Source organism: Massilibacterium senegalense (genome assembly GCF_001375675.1).
GTDB classification, from domain to species: Bacteria; Bacillota; Bacilli; order Bacillales; family Massilibacteriaceae; genus Massilibacterium; species Massilibacterium senegalense.
Genome location: NZ_LN831785.1, coordinates 491,073 through 511,459 on the forward strand (window position 1 = coordinate 491,073; position 20,387 = coordinate 511,459).

The window sequence follows — 20,387 nt, forward strand, 5'->3', positions numbered from 1 at the left end:
TAATAGAAGAAATACTTCTTTAACAATATGCGAAACATCTTTTAACTGATTATTTTTGAAAACTATCTTTTGGACCTCCTTATTGGCAACATCAAACCCAAGTAAATTTAAACGGAATACAGCATCATCTATTAATTTTGATTACTCATTCTTCCGCTTTGCACCTTTTTGTAGTGAAACCATTACCTGTTTTTGTTCAACAATAATCTTTTCTTTCTCCATAAGGTTTTCAATATTTGGCAGCATCAAATCATCATATTTTGCTAGTTTACTATAGTCATTACCTTTTAATGTCTGCAACATCGGCTGAACCATCTTCAATTCTTCATGAGCCACTTTTTTAATTAATCCAGTTGTAATTTTTTCTGTACCATTACTAATTGCACGAAGTTGTACCATCATATATAACTTCACTGCGATGTCGGTAACGCCCTGAGACTCAAAATATATGGCTGAAGAAAGTTCCTCAGATAGAAGGACCCCTTCTTTCGTCCATTGATATTTCCACATTCCTTCAATAAATAAATCCCAGGTAGCGTCCATTTCAAAACGGTCCCACATAACGTTCCCCATATTAGTGCTCCTTCTTGCTTTTCTAAACTGGGATTGCAACACATCCATAGCCTTTGGGGTCCCCACCATAACTAAAGGTATATTTATCGTATTAATCAACGCTGTAAAAAAGTTTAGTATCTGATTTGAACTGGAGCTTTTTATCCCTTTTAAATGCTGCAATTCATCTAAAATAAGCATCCCTAGGTTAATACTCTTAGCAATTTGAGCGATAATTGGCATTAATTGACTGGTTGACAATCTACTATTCATATATCTATTAAAATAATTTGTCCCAAGAAGTTGATCTACTTGATACATAAAATCATAAATAATGGTTTTTACTGAACCATCAAAGGGTGTCTCAATTTTCAGGTAGGTTACTTGGTACTGATTCAATGGTTGTTCATTGTAAGACACATGCGAAATCACTTGTGGAATGGTCTCCAATATTCTCTGTAAAGATCTAGTTTTACCTACACCGGAAATTCCCAAAATACTCAGTGCTTGTCCTGTCTGAATAACTGACTTATCAAAGGATTTATTCTGAATATTATTCCAGTTATCCACGAACCCTTGTGCATAAGTGCTAGATACTGGATTCCGATAAATATACCCCGATCTAATTAATCGTGATATTGATGATTCAATCTTTAAGTGAATGGGCATAGCTTGAAAATAATGAAGTAATCTAGTAATCAGATGAACCCTTTTATAATCATTTAGATTTCTCTCTTCCGTATGATAAGGTGGGTACATACATAAATGATCAATGACCTCTTCTTGAGAATAAATAGGAGGCAAAGCCTCTATAAGAGGATTGCCTTGATATTCTAATATTTCCTGTTCCTTGTATTCAGCAACTTGGGGTTTTATCCCATTATCTAATTCAATTATCCCCATCGCTAAGCACTTCCTTCTGTTTTTTTCGGAACATATCCAAGGTCTTTGCCGATTCAGCTTCTTGACTTACCGAATTCAATTCCTTTTCCGGATTACTTCGATAAACAACAACTTCTTTATCTGTGCTCATTACTTCTTTCTCCTTTTGCCTGTTCTCCCTTATATTCTTTATATCTTTAGGAACCTCACCATTAAGGGAATGTTTTTTAGCTTCCTTCTTCGCCTTTTTCACGATTGACTCTATATCCTGAGCAAGTTGAATCGCCCCATTAATACCATCTTCTTCAAATTCAGCTTCTTGCTGTCGTCTATTCTCCTTTAGGTTAACAAGCTCTTCCGCTTTTGCATTTCGATACATTTCGTATTGCCCAATTAAAGAACAAACTTCATTGTTCTGCCTATCAATCCGAATGTAAATAGTTGCCACACTTTGGGGATCATAATAAATATCCATTTTCCAACTACCTTGAATACGGGCTTTAGAGAACCAACGTTCTTTGACAGCTTTAGAGCATGTGTAGTAAAGACCACCAAAGTGTATTCCTTTCGGAGTCACGTTTGCTTGAGACTTTGGATAAACATTGCTCCTAATTGCATCTAAAGACATTTCCCTCAGTAGACCTGTCTCTTTATGAAGTCCCCACTTAAAAATTTCAATTGGTATAGGAGGAACTTTTTCCTCTAACATATCCTGGGTCAAAGGATAGTCTGATAAATAGTTATGATTGTTATAATAAAGCACCGTTCGGATCAAAATTTTGGCGTACTCATTTAGGTTTAAAACTGCCTTTTTACGGTAATCCTTTCCGCCACGCTTCATAAAATCTTTTTGAACTGCTCCTGGTAGGAATGGTGAAATATGGTCTTGAAGAATATCAAAATATTTCTCACAAACAGCTTTGAGTTCTGGTCTGTAAGATCCTAAGTTCTGTACCTTAATGTTTAAGTTCTCAGTAATCTGTGTTAATTCATCAGAAATTAATTCACTTCCACGGTCTGCCATAATGGTATGTGGAAGATAGTGAATAGGCCAGTCGTTTTCACTAATCTCCATATCGAGTGCCCGTTTACAAAAATCCTTCTTATTTTCAAAAGTATTAGCAAGAGCCACTCTCAAAGTCTCCTTAGACATATTTTCAATTGAAATGCTCAAACCAACAATACACCTTGAGAAGATGTCCACGACTAAGTAAATCATGCTACGGCCAATCACTATATTTCTATTTAAACTTGAAACTAAATATATATCCCCAATAGTTGCATCAATAGCATATGTACCTATCCCTATTGAATCTTCAGTTGCTGAGCCGGTAATAGCACGATAGTTCTGTAAAAATTCCCTCCTCCCTTCTCTTTTATGAATTGCATCTTCCGGCTTGTACCACTTGCGATACCAATAATAGAATTGGTCATATGAAATAATCGGCTTATCCACATCCAATACTTTATAGCCTGTTTTATCATCCTCTTTGGAAAAATACTGCTTTATCATTTGTTGGTAAGCATATTTTAATGATGGCTTTGAACGAATAAAGTAATATTTTCCTAGGCTAATTCTAATGATTTTCTTCCATTCATCAGTGATGGCTGCTCGCTGAATAGAAGAAGAATACGCAAATGGTCTTCCTGCTTTTTTGGTGTATTTACGTTCCTTTCCCCGCTGTTTTCCGCAATTATTAAAATCGGGTAGGAGAGCATTTTTTATCATTCCCCTTGACCAATAGCGTTTTAGATATTGCCGGACCGTTTTAGAACTAATTCCAAACTCCTTACTCGCCAATTTAATTAACTCCGACCTACGTTTCGATATAAAAATATCGGGAATTAAATAGATGTGGTTAATTACCTTCCATGCCTTTTCACGTTTTTCAATTTCTGTATCAGATAAATCCTCTTCATCTACATTTATAGCCCAGGGATCAGTTTCCATTCTTACAATCTCACCACTATCCATAGAAGATTCTATATGGTGTAATTCCTCACTATATGGAAATGATGATTCACGAATATTAACCAAAAAACAAAGTTGGTGCTCATTATCAACCCAGACAACTCTTTGAATAATTTCGGGATTTTCAGTGCTTCGTAATAAATCATTAATTACCAACTGTATCTTACATCACCAGCCTTTTCATCAGAAACTTCAACATGGTAATAATTTTTGTCCAGTTTAGTGTTGACATTCCACTAACTGCATTATCTGCTTTGGATAGTTACTTATTCATTCCAAGCTCCTCTTCTAATAATTCGTTTAATGCTACTACTCCTTTCCCTTACAATACTTAGAATATTATACAGTCCCTTCCGTCAAGCGTATGATAATATTTGATTGCTCGGCTCCTTTAATCCTAAATCCTTCACGCTCTACTATGTATCCACCTAAAAAACTCGTTCCAACTCCCCTTCCCCCTTAAACCTTACCAACTCTTACTCTCCCAACGCTTCAAGCCATTTCTCAATATTCCCCGCCTAATAAAGTCGTTCCCGACTTTGCCTCACATTTCCCCGACTTTTGTTCAGTTTTTACAACCAATTTGGACTAAAAAAGTCACTCCAGAGTAGGTTGTAAGGGTTTAGGGGAAAAGAAAAAGGAATAAAGGCTCGAAAACCCTTATTCCTTCTGGCTTTTATTCTATTCCGAAAGACCGAAGGTCGCCAGATTTTTCTCTGGTTTTCCTTCAATCTTGATACGACTTTTTTTGTCCTGAACCGAGTTTTTTAGGTCAGGAGCGAGTTTATTGGGTGAAAACACTACACAAAACTGTTGGTTTGAAATAAAGTTTGATCAAAAGTTCTCTACAAACATTGATTTTATATATAGATGAAACCCGCACATTTTGAAAAAAGATTGATCAAAATGTATGAGTTTGATTTTTGTGTAGAGCTTATTTTATAAAAAAGATTGATTAAATTGATGCTTTATTAAAAATGTTTAAGACATCTCGCTTTTGCCCATCTACAAAATAATTTTCAAGTATAATAAAACTATCAAATATATTAAAATCTATATCATCAAAAATGGATAAAGCCTCACATATTTCTTCAAACATCGTCATATTTATATATCTACTAGTATCTCGATGTATTGTCCCTATCAAACACTTATTTTCCTTTAAAAGAATTTTAAAGTTATTAAAAATCACTTTATCATCTAATTCATAATTATCAATTAAAGAAATACATTTATCATATGAACTAGCAGCCATCGCCATTTTTCTTATACTTTCAGTGTAACCTTCTTTTAAGCTATCTATAGTAACATTTGGCTTCTCTTTACAAATAACAGGCAATGACAATAAATCTTCGGCTATTGTAATAAAAGAGTACTTCTTAGGTATGGAAGAAATCATTGCATTTAAAAAAGGTTTTCTGTCCATAGTAGCTGAACTTATAATCAGTAAACTTCTATCGGAAGAAACTAGCCTTTTTACCTCTTCTATTACTTTAAATGGTATAGAATTTATTATTTGATATTCTTCTAAAGACACCTTCATCTCTAGCTTATCTATTTTTATAAACGGAGTCGTACAATACTCAGATATACATTCTAAAAAAGAGCACTCTTCTAACTCCATATATCTATAATTCTCATCTTCTGATTCTTTATTAGCACCTATATATTTAGATATCATTTCATAATCATAATAATCATAATTTTGTATAGATAGAGATTCTCCATCTGTTCCTTTCAAAAATACTATATCTTCTTTAACAGATATTTCCCTAACTTTTAAACTCATTAAATACCCTAATAATCCAAGTCCTTTATTATAGAGTTCAAACCTATTCACAAGAGCATTTCTTTCATACTCTGTTTTAAATTTCATCCCAATATCTCGAAAATATTGTTTTATCGTTGCCGTATTATAGATATCTAATTTGGCCTTAGAAAACAAATACTCTTCATACTCTTGATTAAACTTAAATATTATTTTTTGTTCATCTAAATTAGATTTCTCAACTATGTCAAATATCTTTAATTCAAGTACGTCTTCTTTGTATTCCTTTAAAAACGTTTGATAAGTAGAAATAAAACCTATAACATCTGATTTAGAAACCTTTTTATGTGTTTGATAATCAATCTTAGGGTTTTTAATAAGTGAATTAACTACGGTAGAATCAAAAAAACTAATTGCTATTTTATGAATTATTGCTTCTAAAATAAGTTCATCAAAATCCGAAACTAAATCTTTATAGTTTTTTCTTAACAAAATTTTCAATTCTTTTTTTAAACTAGTTATTGATTGATCTTTTGGTTGATCTTCAAATATAAAATGCAATTTTTCTACAAATTGGTTTAGCTGTACTACTGAATTAATTTCAATTATTTCAGCAAAGTGCTTAGGATATGTATTTTTAAATTGCTCAACAAATTTAGAAATACATATATCACAAGCGTTTTTCTCGCATCTATCACATACAATCCCAACTCTTTCGAAATATTCCCTAATAGTATTTTCTTTATTTTTATTAGACTCGTGTTTTATCAATAAATGAAGGATATACGAAATACCTTTTTCTTTATTTAAAGTAAATATATTTCCATCTTCTTCAAAAATATCTGTACTAGGCACTTTCGTATTTGTATTAAAAAATAGCATATGATCATCAGCTGTTTGTTTATAGAAATTATATATAGTTTTTGAAATTTCTGGTGAATATAAACCTATACTTTTTTTATAGAACTTCACTTCAATCGATTCATTTCTATTATTAGTATTAAAGACTCGAATATCTGCACCACACTCTATGCCTACACTTGAATTATCATTTTTCAACTTGAGTAATTCTTTAACAGCTAGGTATATTTGCTTGTAATATCCATTTATAGATCCAGCGACGTCTGTTATCATAAAATCCCTACCTTCTACCAATTCAAATTTCCCCTCATATTAGAGACATTATTTAAATATAAAAATGGTGACTCTTGAGCTCTAATAAAATCTTCTTGTCTAGGTCTATATCTTTGTTGTCCTATCATGATATAACAAGCTTCAATTGCCCTCGTAACCCCCACATAATGTAAATTCAATGCTTGTATATAATCTTCTTCAGATACCCAATCGCCTTCAGGAGGTAATATCCATTTATATAAATCCAATAAAAATACACATTTAAATTCTAGACCTTTAGACTTATGTAGCGTCATAATATTAATTTCGTTTTCCGTTGCAGGTTTGAAGCTATATAACGCTTCTTCACTCTCCAATATTTCTGTAAGCAGTTGAATTATTCTCTCATCTTTTTGTTCAGGATAGATTAATTGAGCTATCTTAATAAATTCTTTTATATTTTTTTGAAAATTATCATCCTCTAGACCAAATAGCATACTTATTAATTCTAAACATTTTCTAAAATCTTTATAATAGAACTCTTCATTTATATACTTACTTACGAAATCAAGAACAGTGATTTCATTAAGTTTAAACAAATAATATGAAATTAATATATCATTGAATAAACTTGCCCAATTACCATTAATTTTATCTAAGGGGGTATCTACAAATAACTTATTATCTACGGATAAAAAATTAGCAGCTCTTCTAGCTGTATCATTTCCTCGACATAAAATTGCAAAATCACTATTCCTATTTATATTAAATTTGGTTTTAATTTCTTCTAAGTTATTTTCAATAGCATAAATAATTTGCTCATCCGTTCCTCTTACATTAACCTTAAATACTCTCTTATCTTTTTCTATGTGTTCTCTCTTAACACCCATTAATTCTAATGAATAATCCGATATTGACTTATGACATCTATGGTTACGAGTAATTTCTAAATGCGTAAAATCATCATCGCCTATCAAAGATAATAAATATTTTGAGTATCTATTACTGAATGCGTAAATAGCTTGATCTAAATCTCCAACAGCTATTCCTATAATGCCGTTATTAACTAGCTTCAAGAATATTTCATGTTGAATTTCACCGCAGTCTTGATATTCATCAATAAAAACATGGGTATATCTAGCTTTAAGGTATATTAAACACTGAGGTACATTATTTAAAATAAATAAGGCTGTTTCGCCACTAATCTCTAAGAATATCAAACCTCCTTGGAGCGATTCCTCTAGTAGTTCAAATAATTTTTTATCATTACTATTTTCTTTCAACTTCTTTAATCTTTTAAATTTAGGGTAATCGTCTATTGAATCCTTAACTTCTAATGGTTCTCCTTTTCCAAATAAAAGCTTTGAAAAAGGGATAATAATTTCGGAAATATAAAATTTATCTATAGTACCAAAAAAGTGATAATTACTTTCAGTACTTTTTCTTTTGTAACGTTGCTCTAGCTCCTGACTTGCTTTTCTTGTAAATGAAATAGCTATAACACCCTGATAACTTAATAAGTTTCTAGAAATATCAATCATTTTTTCGATAATAGTATATGTTTTACCGCTACCTGGTTTAGCAGTTACCACCAAATTTCCTTGATCTTCAATAATTCTCATTTGTTCAGATGTAGGTTTAGTTGCTTTTTTCATTCTCATTAACAACCTTTTTAGCTAAATTTTTTATTTGTTTAAGTGGTTCTGAAATTTTATCGTCGCTTAAACACTTTAAATCATCAAAGTGAGCTTTTAAAAATTTCAGCATATTTTCGGCTTTTGCTTTTTGCATCTTATCTACAGTGCTTTTTACTGCTCTAGTATTATAGAACTTTTTTAGCGAACTAAATAAACTACTGTTGGCTAAGTCATTCTCCAAATCAATTTGTGATATATATATATTGTCTTTTTCTACCTCTTGAATAATATACTTAGCTAGACTTTTCGCTACTTGTGGATGCTGTCTAGATTTTAACCATTCATTTTTCAATTGATGGGCTTCCCAATATTTGATTAACTCTTGATTATCCTCTGTTTGTAGAAGTTCTGTATAAATCCCCATGACTCGTGATATGCCACCTTGGAAAGAAAACTCAACGTCCTTTTTTCCAATTTTTTTTGTTTTATTAAAAATATCATTATCAGTTCTTAATACAAAAGGAATGTCTAGAGCCAAACAAATTTTTATATATGGCTTAAACCCAACACCGTTAACAGATATAATTGACACATTCAACCTATCTAAATCAATCTCTAATTGTTTAGCTAAAGCAGTATAGAACAGCTTTTCTGAAGGACCTTCAACTAAAAATACTGCATTTACAAAAAATACATCAGATGTTATAGCATCTAATCTATAACCAAAATCATCAAAATTCATTTTTAACTCTTCACTACATCCACCTTTTGCAGCTTTAGTAGATTTATTCTTAGAATATAGTTTGACAATCCTATCAGGCTTAAACTCTGTTGCAATATACGGAGAATGTGTAGTAATAAAAACTTGCTCCCCGAATTTTTCCAACAAATAACTAGAAAGCTTGCGCTGTTGTTGTGGATGTAGGTGAGCCTCTGGTTCTTCTATAGCATAGAAAGTTACTTTCTCTAAAGAACTCACATTTTTTTGTTTAGAAACCCATGTAGCTAAAAAGATTTGATTATTTCTACCATCTCCACCTAAAGTTAAAGCACCTTCATCCGTACTATATGTTAATTCTAAGTTATCTAACATTCTAGTAGCATCAGAATTAGTATTCTTGTAAGTTAATACTTTGCCTTCATTATGTATAGCAAGTAAACTTAATTCGTTATTTACTTTATTTAGAGATTCTTGAATATAATTCAAACGGTCCACTCTTTTATTTACAAGTTCTAAGTTACGCTTAATTTTGAGAACAGATTTCTCGTCTGATTGCGTTTGTTCTTCCGTCAATTTTAATTTAGCATCTTCTAAAATTTGGTTTTTTTCTCTTTTCATAAAAGATTCTAAATTTCGATTTGTATTCACGTATTCCATGTTTAACCGCTTAATATAAAATCGTGAATTTCTTTCTTCTAACGTTTCTTCTGTAGCCCCCGAAAGAATACTATATTCACTCTTCTTTGAATTCTTATATTGTATATAAACTGTTTCGTTGTTCAAATCTCCTTTAAATACAGATATTAAACAATCCTCCGTAACTTCTACAAGTTTTACTGTTATTTCAATAGAATCTGATTTGGTATAAACATTGTAATCACTGTTAAATAAATCTAAGTCCCTATCACTTAAACTACGATCAAAAAGAATACGTAATGCATAAATTAAGTTTGTTTTTCCAACATCATTAGCTCCAATAATTAAAGTTTGCTCTGCAAAATTAATTTTTTCATTATCAAAATTTCTAAATCCTTTAATTTTTATCCACTCTATTTTCATTAGACAAATCTCCCATTATGTTTATCAAAAAAATTTAATTGGCATATGCTAAGTACCGTTAGGCGAAAATTATTAGACCTATTTTCAATAATAATTTAGTTATGTTAACTATCCACCTAAACTTGCCGATGCTAAACGGTATTTCTTTTGAAACTTATTAATCATCAGATCGATTTCCTTATCAGAAAAACTATTAACCTTTTTTTCAAAAAAATCCGATAACTCTTTATACAATTCGAAAATTAATATTTCTTCCAAAAGGTCACTTTGAATCATCAGAAATCTCTGTACTTTCATTCCACTAGTACTAACTATCCATTGATTATTATCTATGTGTATCCAGCTAATCCCATAATAGTTTTTATTGTTATCTGTTCCTATCCATACATTTGGGATGGAACTTTTTATTTTTTTTGCTTCAAATAACTTTCTAATTTCATTTCTAATATCAAAAGATAAGAAAAATGGGAACTTTTTTTGGTAACCTGATATCGAAATTATTGATTCAGGAGAGAATGGCTCATCATATGGAACCGCCCCATTTCTCTGTGCCTCATAAAAATATTCAGCTGAAAACCAAACCTCTATACACCAACTCAAAAGGTCTAAACTGCGATACTTCTTATCCAAATACAAGGAGTTAATTCTTAAAAGAGGGAGATTAAACCTTTCCGCTAATCTATTTTTAATTTTATCTCTCGACTTTTGAACTTCTGTTGAATGGGCCTTCCCATCAAACTCTACTGCAAATAATGGTTGCAATGTTGTATTATCATATACAGTAAAATCAAAATGTGATTTTAAAGCGAAAGAATACTCTTCATTTGAAATTCCACTATCAGTGATTGGAAATATATCCGCAAGTCTCACCTTGGGAAATACTGATGCATTAACAGTCTTACATACTTCATCAAGTCTTTCATAAGTTATTTTTTCGTAATTGTTAAAAATTCTCTTTTTTAGGATCGTACCACCCTCTTAATAGATTTCTATTCAAAGTTTATACTCCCTATATCAAAAATCTCGGTTCCTAAATCGGTTTACCCTATTTTTTCTTTGAAATTTAAAAATAAGAATATAAATAACACAATTTCAACATTAAACATTAAACATAAATTTAATCTCATTTAAAAATAGTTGATTTATATTCTGTGCCATAGTTTGAAACGCTACGATAATATCAATTCTCTTTTTTAAATTCTAATTTATCCAATTACCTTCTCCATCACTTCAATCCCATAACTCTCAAAAATATCTATCAACTTTTCAGCCTTCGCTTTAAATCCTTGAGTAACACCTACATTTACACCATCTGAGTTAACATATTGATAACTCAAATATTTAAATCCGCCCCGAGGTCCTACATATTTCACAACATCATATGCTGTTTTTAATTCTTCCAATTCTTTCCTTTTTCTTTTCTCCGCTTCAGCTAAATATTCCTCATCAATGATTTCAAGCGACTCCCATAACACATCTAAAATCCCTTTGCCCGGAAAATTGACGCTTACAAAACGGTCATCATTTTTGCTCCATCTACCTACTTGTCCTACAGTAACTCCTTCTGATCCCGCTACTAGTCCTGATAAATACTTTGTCAAATCAGCGGTTAATCGTACTTTTATTTTCCTCATAAACTAAGCCTCCTTAAATTTAAATAACTTTATTCAATATCACAGTGGCTCTATGTCTATATTCCTTTTTCCCATGCCTCAACGTTAAATAATTTATCCGTTTATAACTTAACTGCGCCTTATCCCATACACCATTGTTATCTATCAAACCTTTGAGTATTGCATTTAGTTCATACATTTTATTCTCAGGTCTATTAGTAAAATAAATGAACGTTGAAATTGCTTTATCTTCTCGTTCAACTTCTATTACATCAAAAGCCTTTCCAGAGAATAGTTTCACTTCGGCAATGACATATTTCCTCTCCGTCACACCATCACTCAAGTACACAAATCGTTTATCAGAGAATTTCTTTAAGCTGCCTTGAATAATATTGATTGACTCGACCTCGCGAAAGCTTTGTAGCACACGCATAACTTTTAGAAATTCTCCTAGTTCACCATCTATTTGAACCTCCATTAATGGCTGGTGTTCTAAACCTCTAACAACATTATTTCCTCCTACATCTGCTGTAGAGCGATAGTTATTACTATTGATAAGGCGCTTTTTCGTATTCGCATCCTCGAAATCACGTATTTTGTTTGTCTTCCTAGGTACTTTCGTTATCTTCGGCATTGTTGTGTATACATGAACTTGATTCTCCATTTCAACAACATCAAAATTGTCTGTTGTTCCGTCGACTTCTTCATCTAATATCAGCTCATCTTGCTGACTGTTTGAACTTTTTTTCGGTTGCAACGTATATTTTTTCGGCTCACCTGATTTAGTCGTTTGGGCTATTTCAGGGTGTGAATATGTTATCTCCTTATATGGGATATGTTTATTATTCACCTTTGTAATTCTCAATATCGTCCCACCACTACTATTTGATTTAACAACCGCGCTTATTGTTATCGGCTGATTAAATAACCAATCAAACTGCAAAATATTTTTTTGATAAAATGTATACGCCAACTCTTCAAATATAGTTCTAACATCCGGATTTGTTAGCATCCATACTAAATGTTGTAAAGGTGTTGGCTTTGTATATTTAACATGATAATTCGACGAAAAATCTAAATGGATCTTATCGGGGGAATAAGTTTCAAGAAAATACTGTGCAAATGAATCCATTTGAAAAAGCAAATACAGTAAAAATCGATTCGGTGCTAAAATACTACGAACTACTTCAATCAAAGGCAAAACATAACTTTGGTTGCCTTGCTTTACAATAAAACTTTTTGAGATATCTTTATCATTCGTTCCTTGTACTTGCCAATCACGCTCATAGCCTGAAACATTATTAGGGTAGATTGTGATGTTTACTTCATCAATGTCTTGTGGAGGGATGCTTTTAGTAATATCCCCATCTACGTAATAATGTTGAATTGCCAAAGCTGGCAGTGTACCCCAATCTGCTAAAATTTTTTCCGTTTTACCTTTTGCTCTAAAATAAGTATGAATCATAATTTTATTATCATGCCAAAAAGGAGAGCTTATCCAAATTAATTGGGCTTGCTCTCCTTTGTTAAAAGGCCAATGTTGTAGTTTAACTCGTTGTTCGCTCATCTTTCTTCACGTCCCGTTTCATCGCTATATAATGTTCTAATATAGGTTTTATTTCATGAAAATGATGTGATTTAATTGCTGCAACTCGTTGCACTTGCCATAAAAGTATTGGCTCGTTATTTTGTAGTAGTTCATCGATGATTTTGTAGCAACGACGTAATTGAAAATCTTGAACAGATTCTGTAATCTGCTGTAGTAACTGTCTTGTTCGAGGTAGCTTATCTAAATGGCGTTCTAAATTAGCTAATATATCTAAACGTTTACCTATTATGGATTGAGTTATGCGTATAGGCTTTTCTTCTTTTAAGAGCTGATTGTGTAGTAATTTTATTTGCTTTACATATTGTAAATCTCGCTTCGCCCAATCAACCGATTTCGATGACTTTTGTTTTCGCTGTTTTACTGGTAAATTTTCTGTTAGCCAAGCGTTATCATGACGGTAAATGGACATATATTGCTTTTGAAATTGTTGTCTTAACTGTGTACGTGAAAAAGTGGGGAAGCGTTTCATCCCTTCAATTAGGTCCTGTTTGTAGTGTACTAATTGAGCATCAACATTTACTAATTTTTCGTACTGCTTTAATTCGACATTTCGATTCAAATTCCTTTTAATTGTTTTCGAATCAACACCTAATTCTCTCGCCATTGCTCGAATGCTTAGGTTTTCACTAGCTAGTTCGTTTAGCTTTTGTAACCAAACCTCGCCAAAAGCTTTCACTCGTCCTATTTTAAAAATATCTGTCGTATGTTTTCTTGCATAAATAAACCCACATGAACATGTAAATGTACCAATCAAATTTTTCGTTTTAAAATCCCTTGTTACGTCTACATCTTGAATGATGAACTGCTTGTAATGCGATGCAGCCTTATTTAAACAAGGAAATGGACCCGCGCCAAATGCACCTTTATCTGTTGAATTTTTTTCTAAATTCTTTATATCCTGTTGTAAAAAATGCAGTAAAAGTAAATGACGTAGTGGATGAACGTGGCGTTTACTATTTCGTAATAATACCTTTAACCAATTGTATTCATATGCTTCGTTTAGTTCACTTTCATATCTTTGTAAAAAGCCTTTCGGGAAATGTGAGCTTACTGCTTGATACAACTCTTTTTGTCGAATACGATTAGAGGCTGTTATTAAATTACGCTCTCTTAATAATGCTCGATACTTTGACGTAACGACTTCTCTTGAAAGCCCATGCAATGGCAACTGTAATAGTTGATACGCTTGCTTTGCTATTGTCACAGCTATTTCCTTATATGGATCAACGTCATAAATAGCCGTTAAATTCATATGCCTTAACTCAAATCGAATGTATTGTATTCGACTATCCGTTGTTGCTGGGTATTTACGTAATGGCACTTCATGATGCGGGCAATAGTTAATACCTTGAAGTTGGTGCTCTCGATGAATGTACGGCTCTCCGTATTGTGCATTATCTGTTTTTGCACATTCAGCACAATAATATAAGCCGTCTTTTTTACAAACACTACCCGCTACAATACCAAGTCTCGTATATAATGCCTGTCCATCTTTTAATACATCTTGTAAAATTTCCTGCTGCCGCGCTTTCGATAAAAACGAAGCATAGTATGGATAAATGGTATGGCTGGCTAAAAGCGATTCCACCGAGTAATGCGGTCCTAGGTTTTCCGCCAAAATAGAAAAATAACTACCAATCTCCACACTCGGTATCACACAACGACTGCCAAACAACTCCTCCAACGTATCTTTACAATCAAGATTTCCACTGTAAAAGTGGTAACGCGCAATGGCTGAATACAATAATTCATTGGGATATGGGTTTGTGAAGAAAGGTAGCATTTAATCACTCCTAAAATATTAAGAAACTATACAAATATTTTATTTGCGTCTATTTCAAAACCTGCATTTTTTAATTCTTTAAATAATTCCAGATGCCAACCATTTCCTGAGTCATAATTAATATATACGACTCCTGATATATCATTTGGTTTTTCAATCTCATCTTTAACTAAAGCACATACTCTTTTTCTTCCTAATCGCCCTATTAAAAGACCATGTTCAAATACCACATTTTGTCTTGCTCTCATTTGCAAATTCTCGTCATTTTTAGCTTTTCCTAAATCACAAGGAGTATAAAGTACAATTCCATACCCTACGTCTGTATGTTCTTCAAGTTTCTCGATAATTGTCGATCCACCACTAGCTTGTTCATGTAAAATGATTGGTTGTAAATCCAATCTTTCTAAAAATCTAGCAACAGAAAGTTTAACAGCTTCATCATGTCCGTGTACTATAAATACTTTCTTAGTATCAAGTTTCTCAGGTGCGCTATCTATCGATAAAATCGGAACATTTTTTACTTTTGAATTAGCCTCTTTAATAATTTCCGCTGTAATATCCCGAGTGTAATCTTCACTATTAAAAACTTGCTCTTTTGTAACGACCCATACAAGACCTTGAGCTAAATTTGCTTGCTTTCTATCTCTTATGATTTTTATAGATTCATCAGTAGTTTTGATTATTATTCTGATAATATTTTTAGAGTTTAAAAAATAACCACTAAATTGCAATTTACCTTCTTGCAAATATGGAACTATTATTTCATCAATAATTTTTTCTTTGTCTTCCTTATCAAATTCATACAGTTCTAAATTTTTATCCGCCCCAGGAATATCAGTTACTTCCATGAACACATGATACAACATTAACTCAGCCCCTTAACATCCTAATATTTTACATAAATATTTTAACATATCCATTCTCTCTTAATAATTCATATGGATGTTTATTTTGCTTCAATGCTTGATTTCTTAAATCTAATAAAGGTAATGTTAAAAGAGAATTACCTTTTAATTCTCTTTTTTCTTTTTTCTGATCATTTACTTTTATTAAATACGGTATTAACTTTGACTTTATGCTATTACTATCTGTATCGGAGGGGAATTGTTCCACTATTTTTTGGGTAGCAATTATAATTTCGTTAGAAGACAATGATTCAAAAATTCCTATAGCCGCCACTTCCATACTCAAACTCTCAATCATTTCTTGTTGCCTATACACCAACGTATTCTGCCGTTCCTTCATCGCAGCCTTAACTTTACCTTCATATTGCGTATTCCTCTTATGATTCATCATCAACTCATCTAAATTAATCATAATATCCTCATACTTATACATCGCTGCAAAATCATTGTTTCGAATCGCATTTAACATCGGCTGGATAATTTTCATATCCTTTTTTGCTGTCTGCTTCAACACTTTTGACGTAATAACCTCATCTTCATTACTTTCATCAAATAATGCGCGTTCCTGAGCTAGTATAAAGAGGTTTACTACTACAGACGTTATCCCTTGGCATTCCTCATAAAAAGTCTTTTTAACGTCTTCTGTAAGCGGAGAGCGTGTTTTTAAGCATTGTAATTCCCATAGCGTTTCTAAAAAGAACTCCCATTCCTCACTTTGCTCATCCATTCGATCCCAAATAATTGCACCATCACTTGCCGCGCGTCTTGCTTGGCGGAAGTTGCCTTTAAATAATTGTTGAGCTTTTGATGTGCCAATTAAAACGGTTGGAATACCAACAGTATTTGAAAGTGTTACAAAGAAATTCAGCATTTCTTCTTGGTCATTTTTCGCATGTAATAAGTGCTGGATTTCATCAATCACAAGTACACCAATGCCATACATGCTTGCTAATGAAGTCATATGCAATAGCATTGTTGATGTAACGCGATTTAAATATCCGAATTTCTCTAAATAGCGCGTCCCCAATAAATCATCAATTGCTTTAAAAAAGCTTTTGCATAACGTTGAAAGGCTACCGTCATAGGGACAATCAATTTTGAGCCAGACAATTTGCGTTTTATTAAACGGTTGCTCTTCATACACTTGATGCTTAATGACTTGCGGATACATTAACAACAAACGTTCAATGGCTGTCGTTTTACCAATACCTGAAATCCCTATAATAGATAAGCTGTCCGCTGTTGAACGGATATGATTCAATCGCTCGTCAATGCATTTATGTGCCTGTTCCTCATCTTCACGCAAATGATGCAATGCTCGGATTCGTTCAAGAAATGATTTATCTAATGGATTACGTGCTAAATAGCCTCTACGAATTAATGTGGATAAGCGACGCTCTACTTCGAAATGAATGGGTAACGGCTGAATGAAATTTTTTATTCGCTTTAGTACGTGATAGCGAATATTCGTTTCACTTTGCTTATCTTGCTCGCTAATACGTGGTGTCACCATAAATCGCTCTAATACATCATCCTCACTAAAAATGGGTGGTAGCGCTTCGATAAATGGATTTTGAGCGTATTCAGTAAGCTGTTGTGGCTTGTAATTTGCTTCTTCTACATCGCCTTTTAAAACGACATTATTCATCTTTTCCAAATTTCTCATCTCGCTTCCGTTTTAGTTTCTCCATTAAGCGTGAAGACGATTTCTTTTCGGGCTGTTGCTCTAGCTTAGTACGTGATGTAAAGTCGATAATTTCTGCCGGCTGTTCTGCAACTGTAGGGGCTAAATCGAACTTTTCTTCTTCACGATTAGCGGCTTTTTCAATCGCTTTATTATCTCGAATGGCAGCGAGTTTTTCTTTTTTGCTTGTTGGTTGATGCTGTGCCTGTTTCTTCTTTTTCTCTGCCGCCTTAATAATTTGTTCCATCATCGTATCTGCATTAATTGTTAGCTGTATTTGCTTCGCTCGTTCCTCTTCTTCTAGCTCATTTCTTAGTTGTTGCTGGAACACAACATCTTCTAAAAAATCAAGTTTGTATTGCTGGCTTGGTTCTAGCAAAATACATGTTTCGTAACCCATTCCATTATCATTCGGGATATAAATTTTTTCTAAATGACGCGGATCATAAACAATATCAATACTTTTATTTTTCAACTTTGCATACCACTGTTCTTCAATCGCTCGTTTCGAACCGTATAATAAATTTTTAAATTTAATACCTGCTCGTGAAATCGTTGCTCTACCGCGAGGTAATACATTTAACCGTAAAATATCTCGGTCCACCGTTCGAAGTCGCCCTTTACGATTTTGAATGCCCCAATTCCATAAATTAATTGGCGTTGGTACGACACTATCTGTAATCATTTCTTTTTCCATCGGGTATTTATCAATAATTTTATGATTGTGCTGCAAAACTAGTGTGATGATGAGCGCTGTAAATTCTTTTAAATTTAGCGTGGCATCTAATCGATAATCTCTGTCCCCACGCTCTCTATATTCTTTTTGAATAGCACCTGGGGCTTTTTGCTTCACCTTTCCGTTAATCGTGCGGAATTTGCGCTCTACAATACCTTTTAAATCACCGCGATACGCTGTAGTGTTTTCAATTTTAATATTTAAGTTATTAATGATTCCTTCTACTGCATAGCCTTCAAATTCGCCTCGGTCTGCAATAATAATTTCGGGAAGATGATATGTCGGCCATTGTTCCTCTGTAATCTCGATACCATATTGCTCACAAAATTCAACTTTATCGGCAACCATATTATCCAAAGCCATCATTGCTCCAAGCCATGATGGTCCTTCTAAACCTACGTAAATGCCTGTAATAATACGCGAATAAACATCAACAATCGCATAAACTACAGGTCTTCCAATAATTCGATTCACATCAAATGCACTCACTAAATAAATATCTGCAATCGTTGCATCAATTTGAAAGCGTGTGCCAGGTCCATTCGTTTCAACTTTAGAATTACTTAATAACGGACGATGCTTTAGCTCGTATTCTTTTGCACTTTTGCGAAATTCGATGTCCTTCTTAGGGTCTTCTAATTTCTTAAACCAATAATAAAACTGGTGATATGAAGGAATTCGATTCGACTCCCAAATACGGTATTGAATTTCTCCGTTTTCTTTATAGCGGTCTGAGTAAAAATCACGCAAAATAAAACTGTACACGTCTTTTAACGAATAGTTATTTGCTTTACGATAGTATTTATTAATCGCATGCTCAAATTGCGTTTTGATTTCATCCGTAATATTAATACCGCTACGATATTCTCCGTTAACGGTTACTCTACGTGGACGTCCTATTTTTTCATGGCTTAGCTTTTTCGTTTTGCCTCTCCCACCTGAATTTGCATAATCAGGAAGCATTGCATTTTTGTTCATCCCACGCTGCCAATAACGGCTGAGTAATTTTTTCACCTTCGTTTTTCCTAGTCCACTCTGTTCCGAAATCTCTCCAATTTTCGCTTCACGTCCTTGTTTCTGCAAAAGTTCCTTCATGTTTGGAAGTAAATACTTTTCAACCGTTTCCCAATCTTCTTCACGCTTACTTTTTTGGATAACTGTTAATTCACTATCTGGTATTGCTCTAGCAAAAGGGTCCGCTACTATGAGCAACTGACCTTGGTTAAGCTCTAATTCTAAATGGCTATATAGCTCTCTTTTTGGCATAGCACTCGTTGTATCAATATTTACAACGTAGGCATATGATTCCTCGATTTCAATAATCCGAATGCGTTGCGAATCAGCTGTGTACTGTAATACTTGGTTAATATAAATCATCCGTACTTCACCTTCTTCAACTTGCTTTCATCGATAGACTCAATGACAAGCGGTTGCTCCACGTTTAACGGCTCCAACATGTCCACTCGAATCGTTTTCGTTGCGAGTAAATGATAAAACAACGTCATGCCACTCCCTAAAGGCATATGCGTGTCCTTATCAAATTCACTTGTAATAGCTCTAACGCTTCCATCATTCGTTAAAAGGCGTTGTAATAATGCCATAGACAGGTCTTCAATATACTGAGCACTTAGACTTTGGAAAGCGTCATAATGCTCAAGGTTGTAATAGTCATGAATGTAGCTAATGTTTCTCGCCATTTCTTTCGGAATTTCTAGCTCTGTTACAATGCCCCAATCAATTTGCTGTCTTTCCCAATACACGCGCTCAATCTCAAATTTCTCAATGACACGCTCCTTTAACAGCTCGTCTTTCATTTTGATTGTTCTAGCAAGTTCAACCAATCCTTCTCCTTTATCTACGGTTAATAAAAAATCCGTTGTCATCACAATAGGCTCATGCGTTTTTGGGTCTGTAGGATGTTTAATTCCTAACTCATCTGCAATGACAATTGTTTCTTCCAACGGTAGTAAAGGAAATTGCTCTCGAATATCAACAACAAAATCTGAGTATTCAGTTAAATAAAAATAATTCCGTTCCAAATCTGATAGAAACTCGTGCTGCCTGTTTGTTTTAATACCTTTTAATCGTGTGGACCGACCTTGTGAAGAAACATCTTGAATCTTTAACCAAGGTTTATACTCCGAACCAATACCAGCACCGCGACCTTCTTTAATCCATTTTTCGTTTTTAGATGTTCTTGCTCGTTTAGACATAAAAAACACCCCTTTAGACAAATATAATCTAAAGGGGTGTTCCATCGCAACTTTTTTACAACCGTCGCGACTTTATTTTAAACATCGTATCTTTTTTATAAACATCGCAACTTTATTTCAAAGCTACAAAAACCAAACCT

Annotated in this window: 13 protein-coding genes; all 13 read right to left on the minus strand. The window is 33.3% G+C overall.

What is annotated here, in order from left to right; genetic code table 11:
• Positions 1–141: 141 nt before the first annotated feature.
• Positions 142–1,455 (minus strand): ATP-binding protein, encoded by a 1,314-nt coding sequence (locus BN1372_RS03175; RefSeq protein ID WP_230198786.1) that lies wholly within the window; start codon positions 1,453–1,455, stop codon positions 142–144.
• The gene (locus tag BN1372_RS03180; protein ID WP_230198787.1) at positions 1,442–3,562 is read right to left on the minus strand and encodes an integrase catalytic domain-containing protein; all 2,121 of its coding nucleotides are present in this window, start codon (positions 3,560–3,562) and stop codon (positions 1,442–1,444) included. The genes BN1372_RS03175 and BN1372_RS03180 overlap by 14 nt, the downstream gene beginning before the upstream one ends.
• A 799-nt stretch (positions 3,563–4,361) precedes the next feature.
• Positions 4,362–6,329, minus strand: a complete 1,968-nt coding sequence (locus tag BN1372_RS03185) for a hypothetical protein (RefSeq protein ID WP_062197408.1) — start codon at positions 6,327–6,329, stop codon at positions 4,362–4,364.
• Entirely contained in the window at positions 6,323–7,942 is a 1,620-nt protein-coding gene (locus BN1372_RS03190) for a UvrD-helicase domain-containing protein (protein WP_062197409.1), read from the minus strand. The genes BN1372_RS03185 and BN1372_RS03190 overlap by 7 nt, the downstream gene beginning before the upstream one ends.
• Positions 7,926–9,704 (minus strand): ATP-dependent nuclease, encoded by a 1,779-nt coding sequence (locus BN1372_RS03195; RefSeq protein ID WP_062197410.1) that lies wholly within the window; start codon positions 9,702–9,704, stop codon positions 7,926–7,928. Before BN1372_RS03195 ends, BN1372_RS03190 begins: the two co-directional genes overlap by 17 nt.
• Before the next feature lie 108 nt (positions 9,705–9,812).
• Positions 9,813–10,670, minus strand: a complete 858-nt coding sequence (locus BN1372_RS03200) for a DUF2726 domain-containing protein (protein ID WP_082418924.1) — start codon at positions 10,668–10,670, stop codon at positions 9,813–9,815.
• 239 nt (positions 10,671–10,909) lie between these two features.
• The gene (locus BN1372_RS03205) at positions 10,910–11,338 is read right to left on the minus strand and encodes a hypothetical protein (protein ID WP_062197412.1); all 429 of its coding nucleotides are present in this window, start codon (positions 11,336–11,338) and stop codon (positions 10,910–10,912) included.
• A 19-nt stretch (positions 11,339–11,357) separates the two neighbouring features.
• Entirely contained in the window at positions 11,358–12,884 is a 1,527-nt protein-coding gene (locus BN1372_RS03210; protein WP_074018116.1) for a Tn7-like element transposition protein TnsE, read from the minus strand.
• Positions 12,865–14,709 carry a TnsD family Tn7-like transposition protein gene (locus BN1372_RS03215; protein WP_062197413.1) on the minus strand — a complete coding sequence of 615 codons (1,845 nt, stop codon included), beginning with the start codon at positions 14,707–14,709 and terminating at the stop codon, positions 12,865–12,867. Before BN1372_RS03215 ends, BN1372_RS03210 begins: the two co-directional genes overlap by 20 nt.
• Positions 14,710–14,735: 26 nt before the next feature.
• The gene (locus BN1372_RS03220; RefSeq protein ID WP_062197414.1) at positions 14,736–15,575 is read right to left on the minus strand and encodes a TIR domain-containing protein; all 840 of its coding nucleotides are present in this window, start codon (positions 15,573–15,575) and stop codon (positions 14,736–14,738) included.
• Positions 15,576–15,603: 28 nt separating this feature from the next.
• Positions 15,604–17,280: an ATP-binding protein gene (locus tag BN1372_RS03225; RefSeq protein WP_062197415.1), complete on the minus strand. Its 1,677-nt coding sequence runs from the start codon at positions 17,278–17,280 to the stop codon at positions 15,604–15,606.
• Complete coding sequence (locus tag BN1372_RS03230; RefSeq protein WP_062197416.1) at positions 17,255–19,411, minus strand: Mu transposase C-terminal domain-containing protein; 2,157 nt, start codon at positions 19,409–19,411, stop codon at positions 17,255–17,257. The genes BN1372_RS03225 and BN1372_RS03230 overlap by 26 nt, the downstream gene beginning before the upstream one ends.
• Positions 19,408–20,247 carry a heteromeric transposase endonuclease subunit TnsA gene (locus BN1372_RS03235; RefSeq protein ID WP_062197417.1) on the minus strand — a complete coding sequence of 280 codons (840 nt, stop codon included), beginning with the start codon at positions 20,245–20,247 and terminating at the stop codon, positions 19,408–19,410. The genes BN1372_RS03230 and BN1372_RS03235 overlap by 4 nt, the downstream gene beginning before the upstream one ends.
• Positions 20,248–20,387 lie beyond the last annotated feature (140 nt).

Excerpts from the sequence above, each read along its gene's own strand:
- BN1372_RS03175 (WP_230198786.1), bottom strand. The coding sequence starts at position 1,455 with ATGGGGATAATTGAATTAGATAATGGGATAAAACCCCAAGTTGCTGAA.
- BN1372_RS03205 (WP_062197412.1), bottom strand. The coding sequence starts at position 11,338 with ATGAGGAAAATAAAAGTACGATTAACCGCTGATTTGACAAAGTATTTA.
- BN1372_RS03190 (WP_062197409.1), bottom strand. The coding sequence starts at position 7,942 with ATGAAAAAAGCAACTAAACCTACATCTGAACAAATGAGAATTATTGAA.
- BN1372_RS03215 (WP_062197413.1), bottom strand. The coding sequence starts at position 14,709 with ATGCTACCTTTCTTCACAAACCCATATCCCAATGAATTATTGTATTCA.
- BN1372_RS03220 (WP_062197414.1), bottom strand. The coding sequence starts at position 15,575 with ATGTTGTATCATGTGTTCATGGAAGTAACTGATATTCCTGGGGCGGAT.
- BN1372_RS03230 (WP_062197416.1), bottom strand. The coding sequence starts at position 19,411 with ATGATTTATATTAACCAAGTATTACAGTACACAGCTGATTCGCAACGC.
- BN1372_RS03225 (WP_062197415.1), bottom strand. The coding sequence starts at position 17,280 with ATGAGAAATTTGGAAAAGATGAATAATGTCGTTTTAAAAGGCGATGTA.
- BN1372_RS03235 (WP_062197417.1), bottom strand. The coding sequence starts at position 20,247 with ATGTCTAAACGAGCAAGAACATCTAAAAACGAAAAATGGATTAAAGAA.
- BN1372_RS03210 (WP_074018116.1), bottom strand. The coding sequence starts at position 12,884 with ATGAGCGAACAACGAGTTAAACTACAACATTGGCCTTTTAACAAAGGA.
- BN1372_RS03195 (WP_062197410.1), bottom strand. The coding sequence starts at position 9,704 with ATGAAAATAGAGTGGATAAAAATTAAAGGATTTAGAAATTTTGATAAT.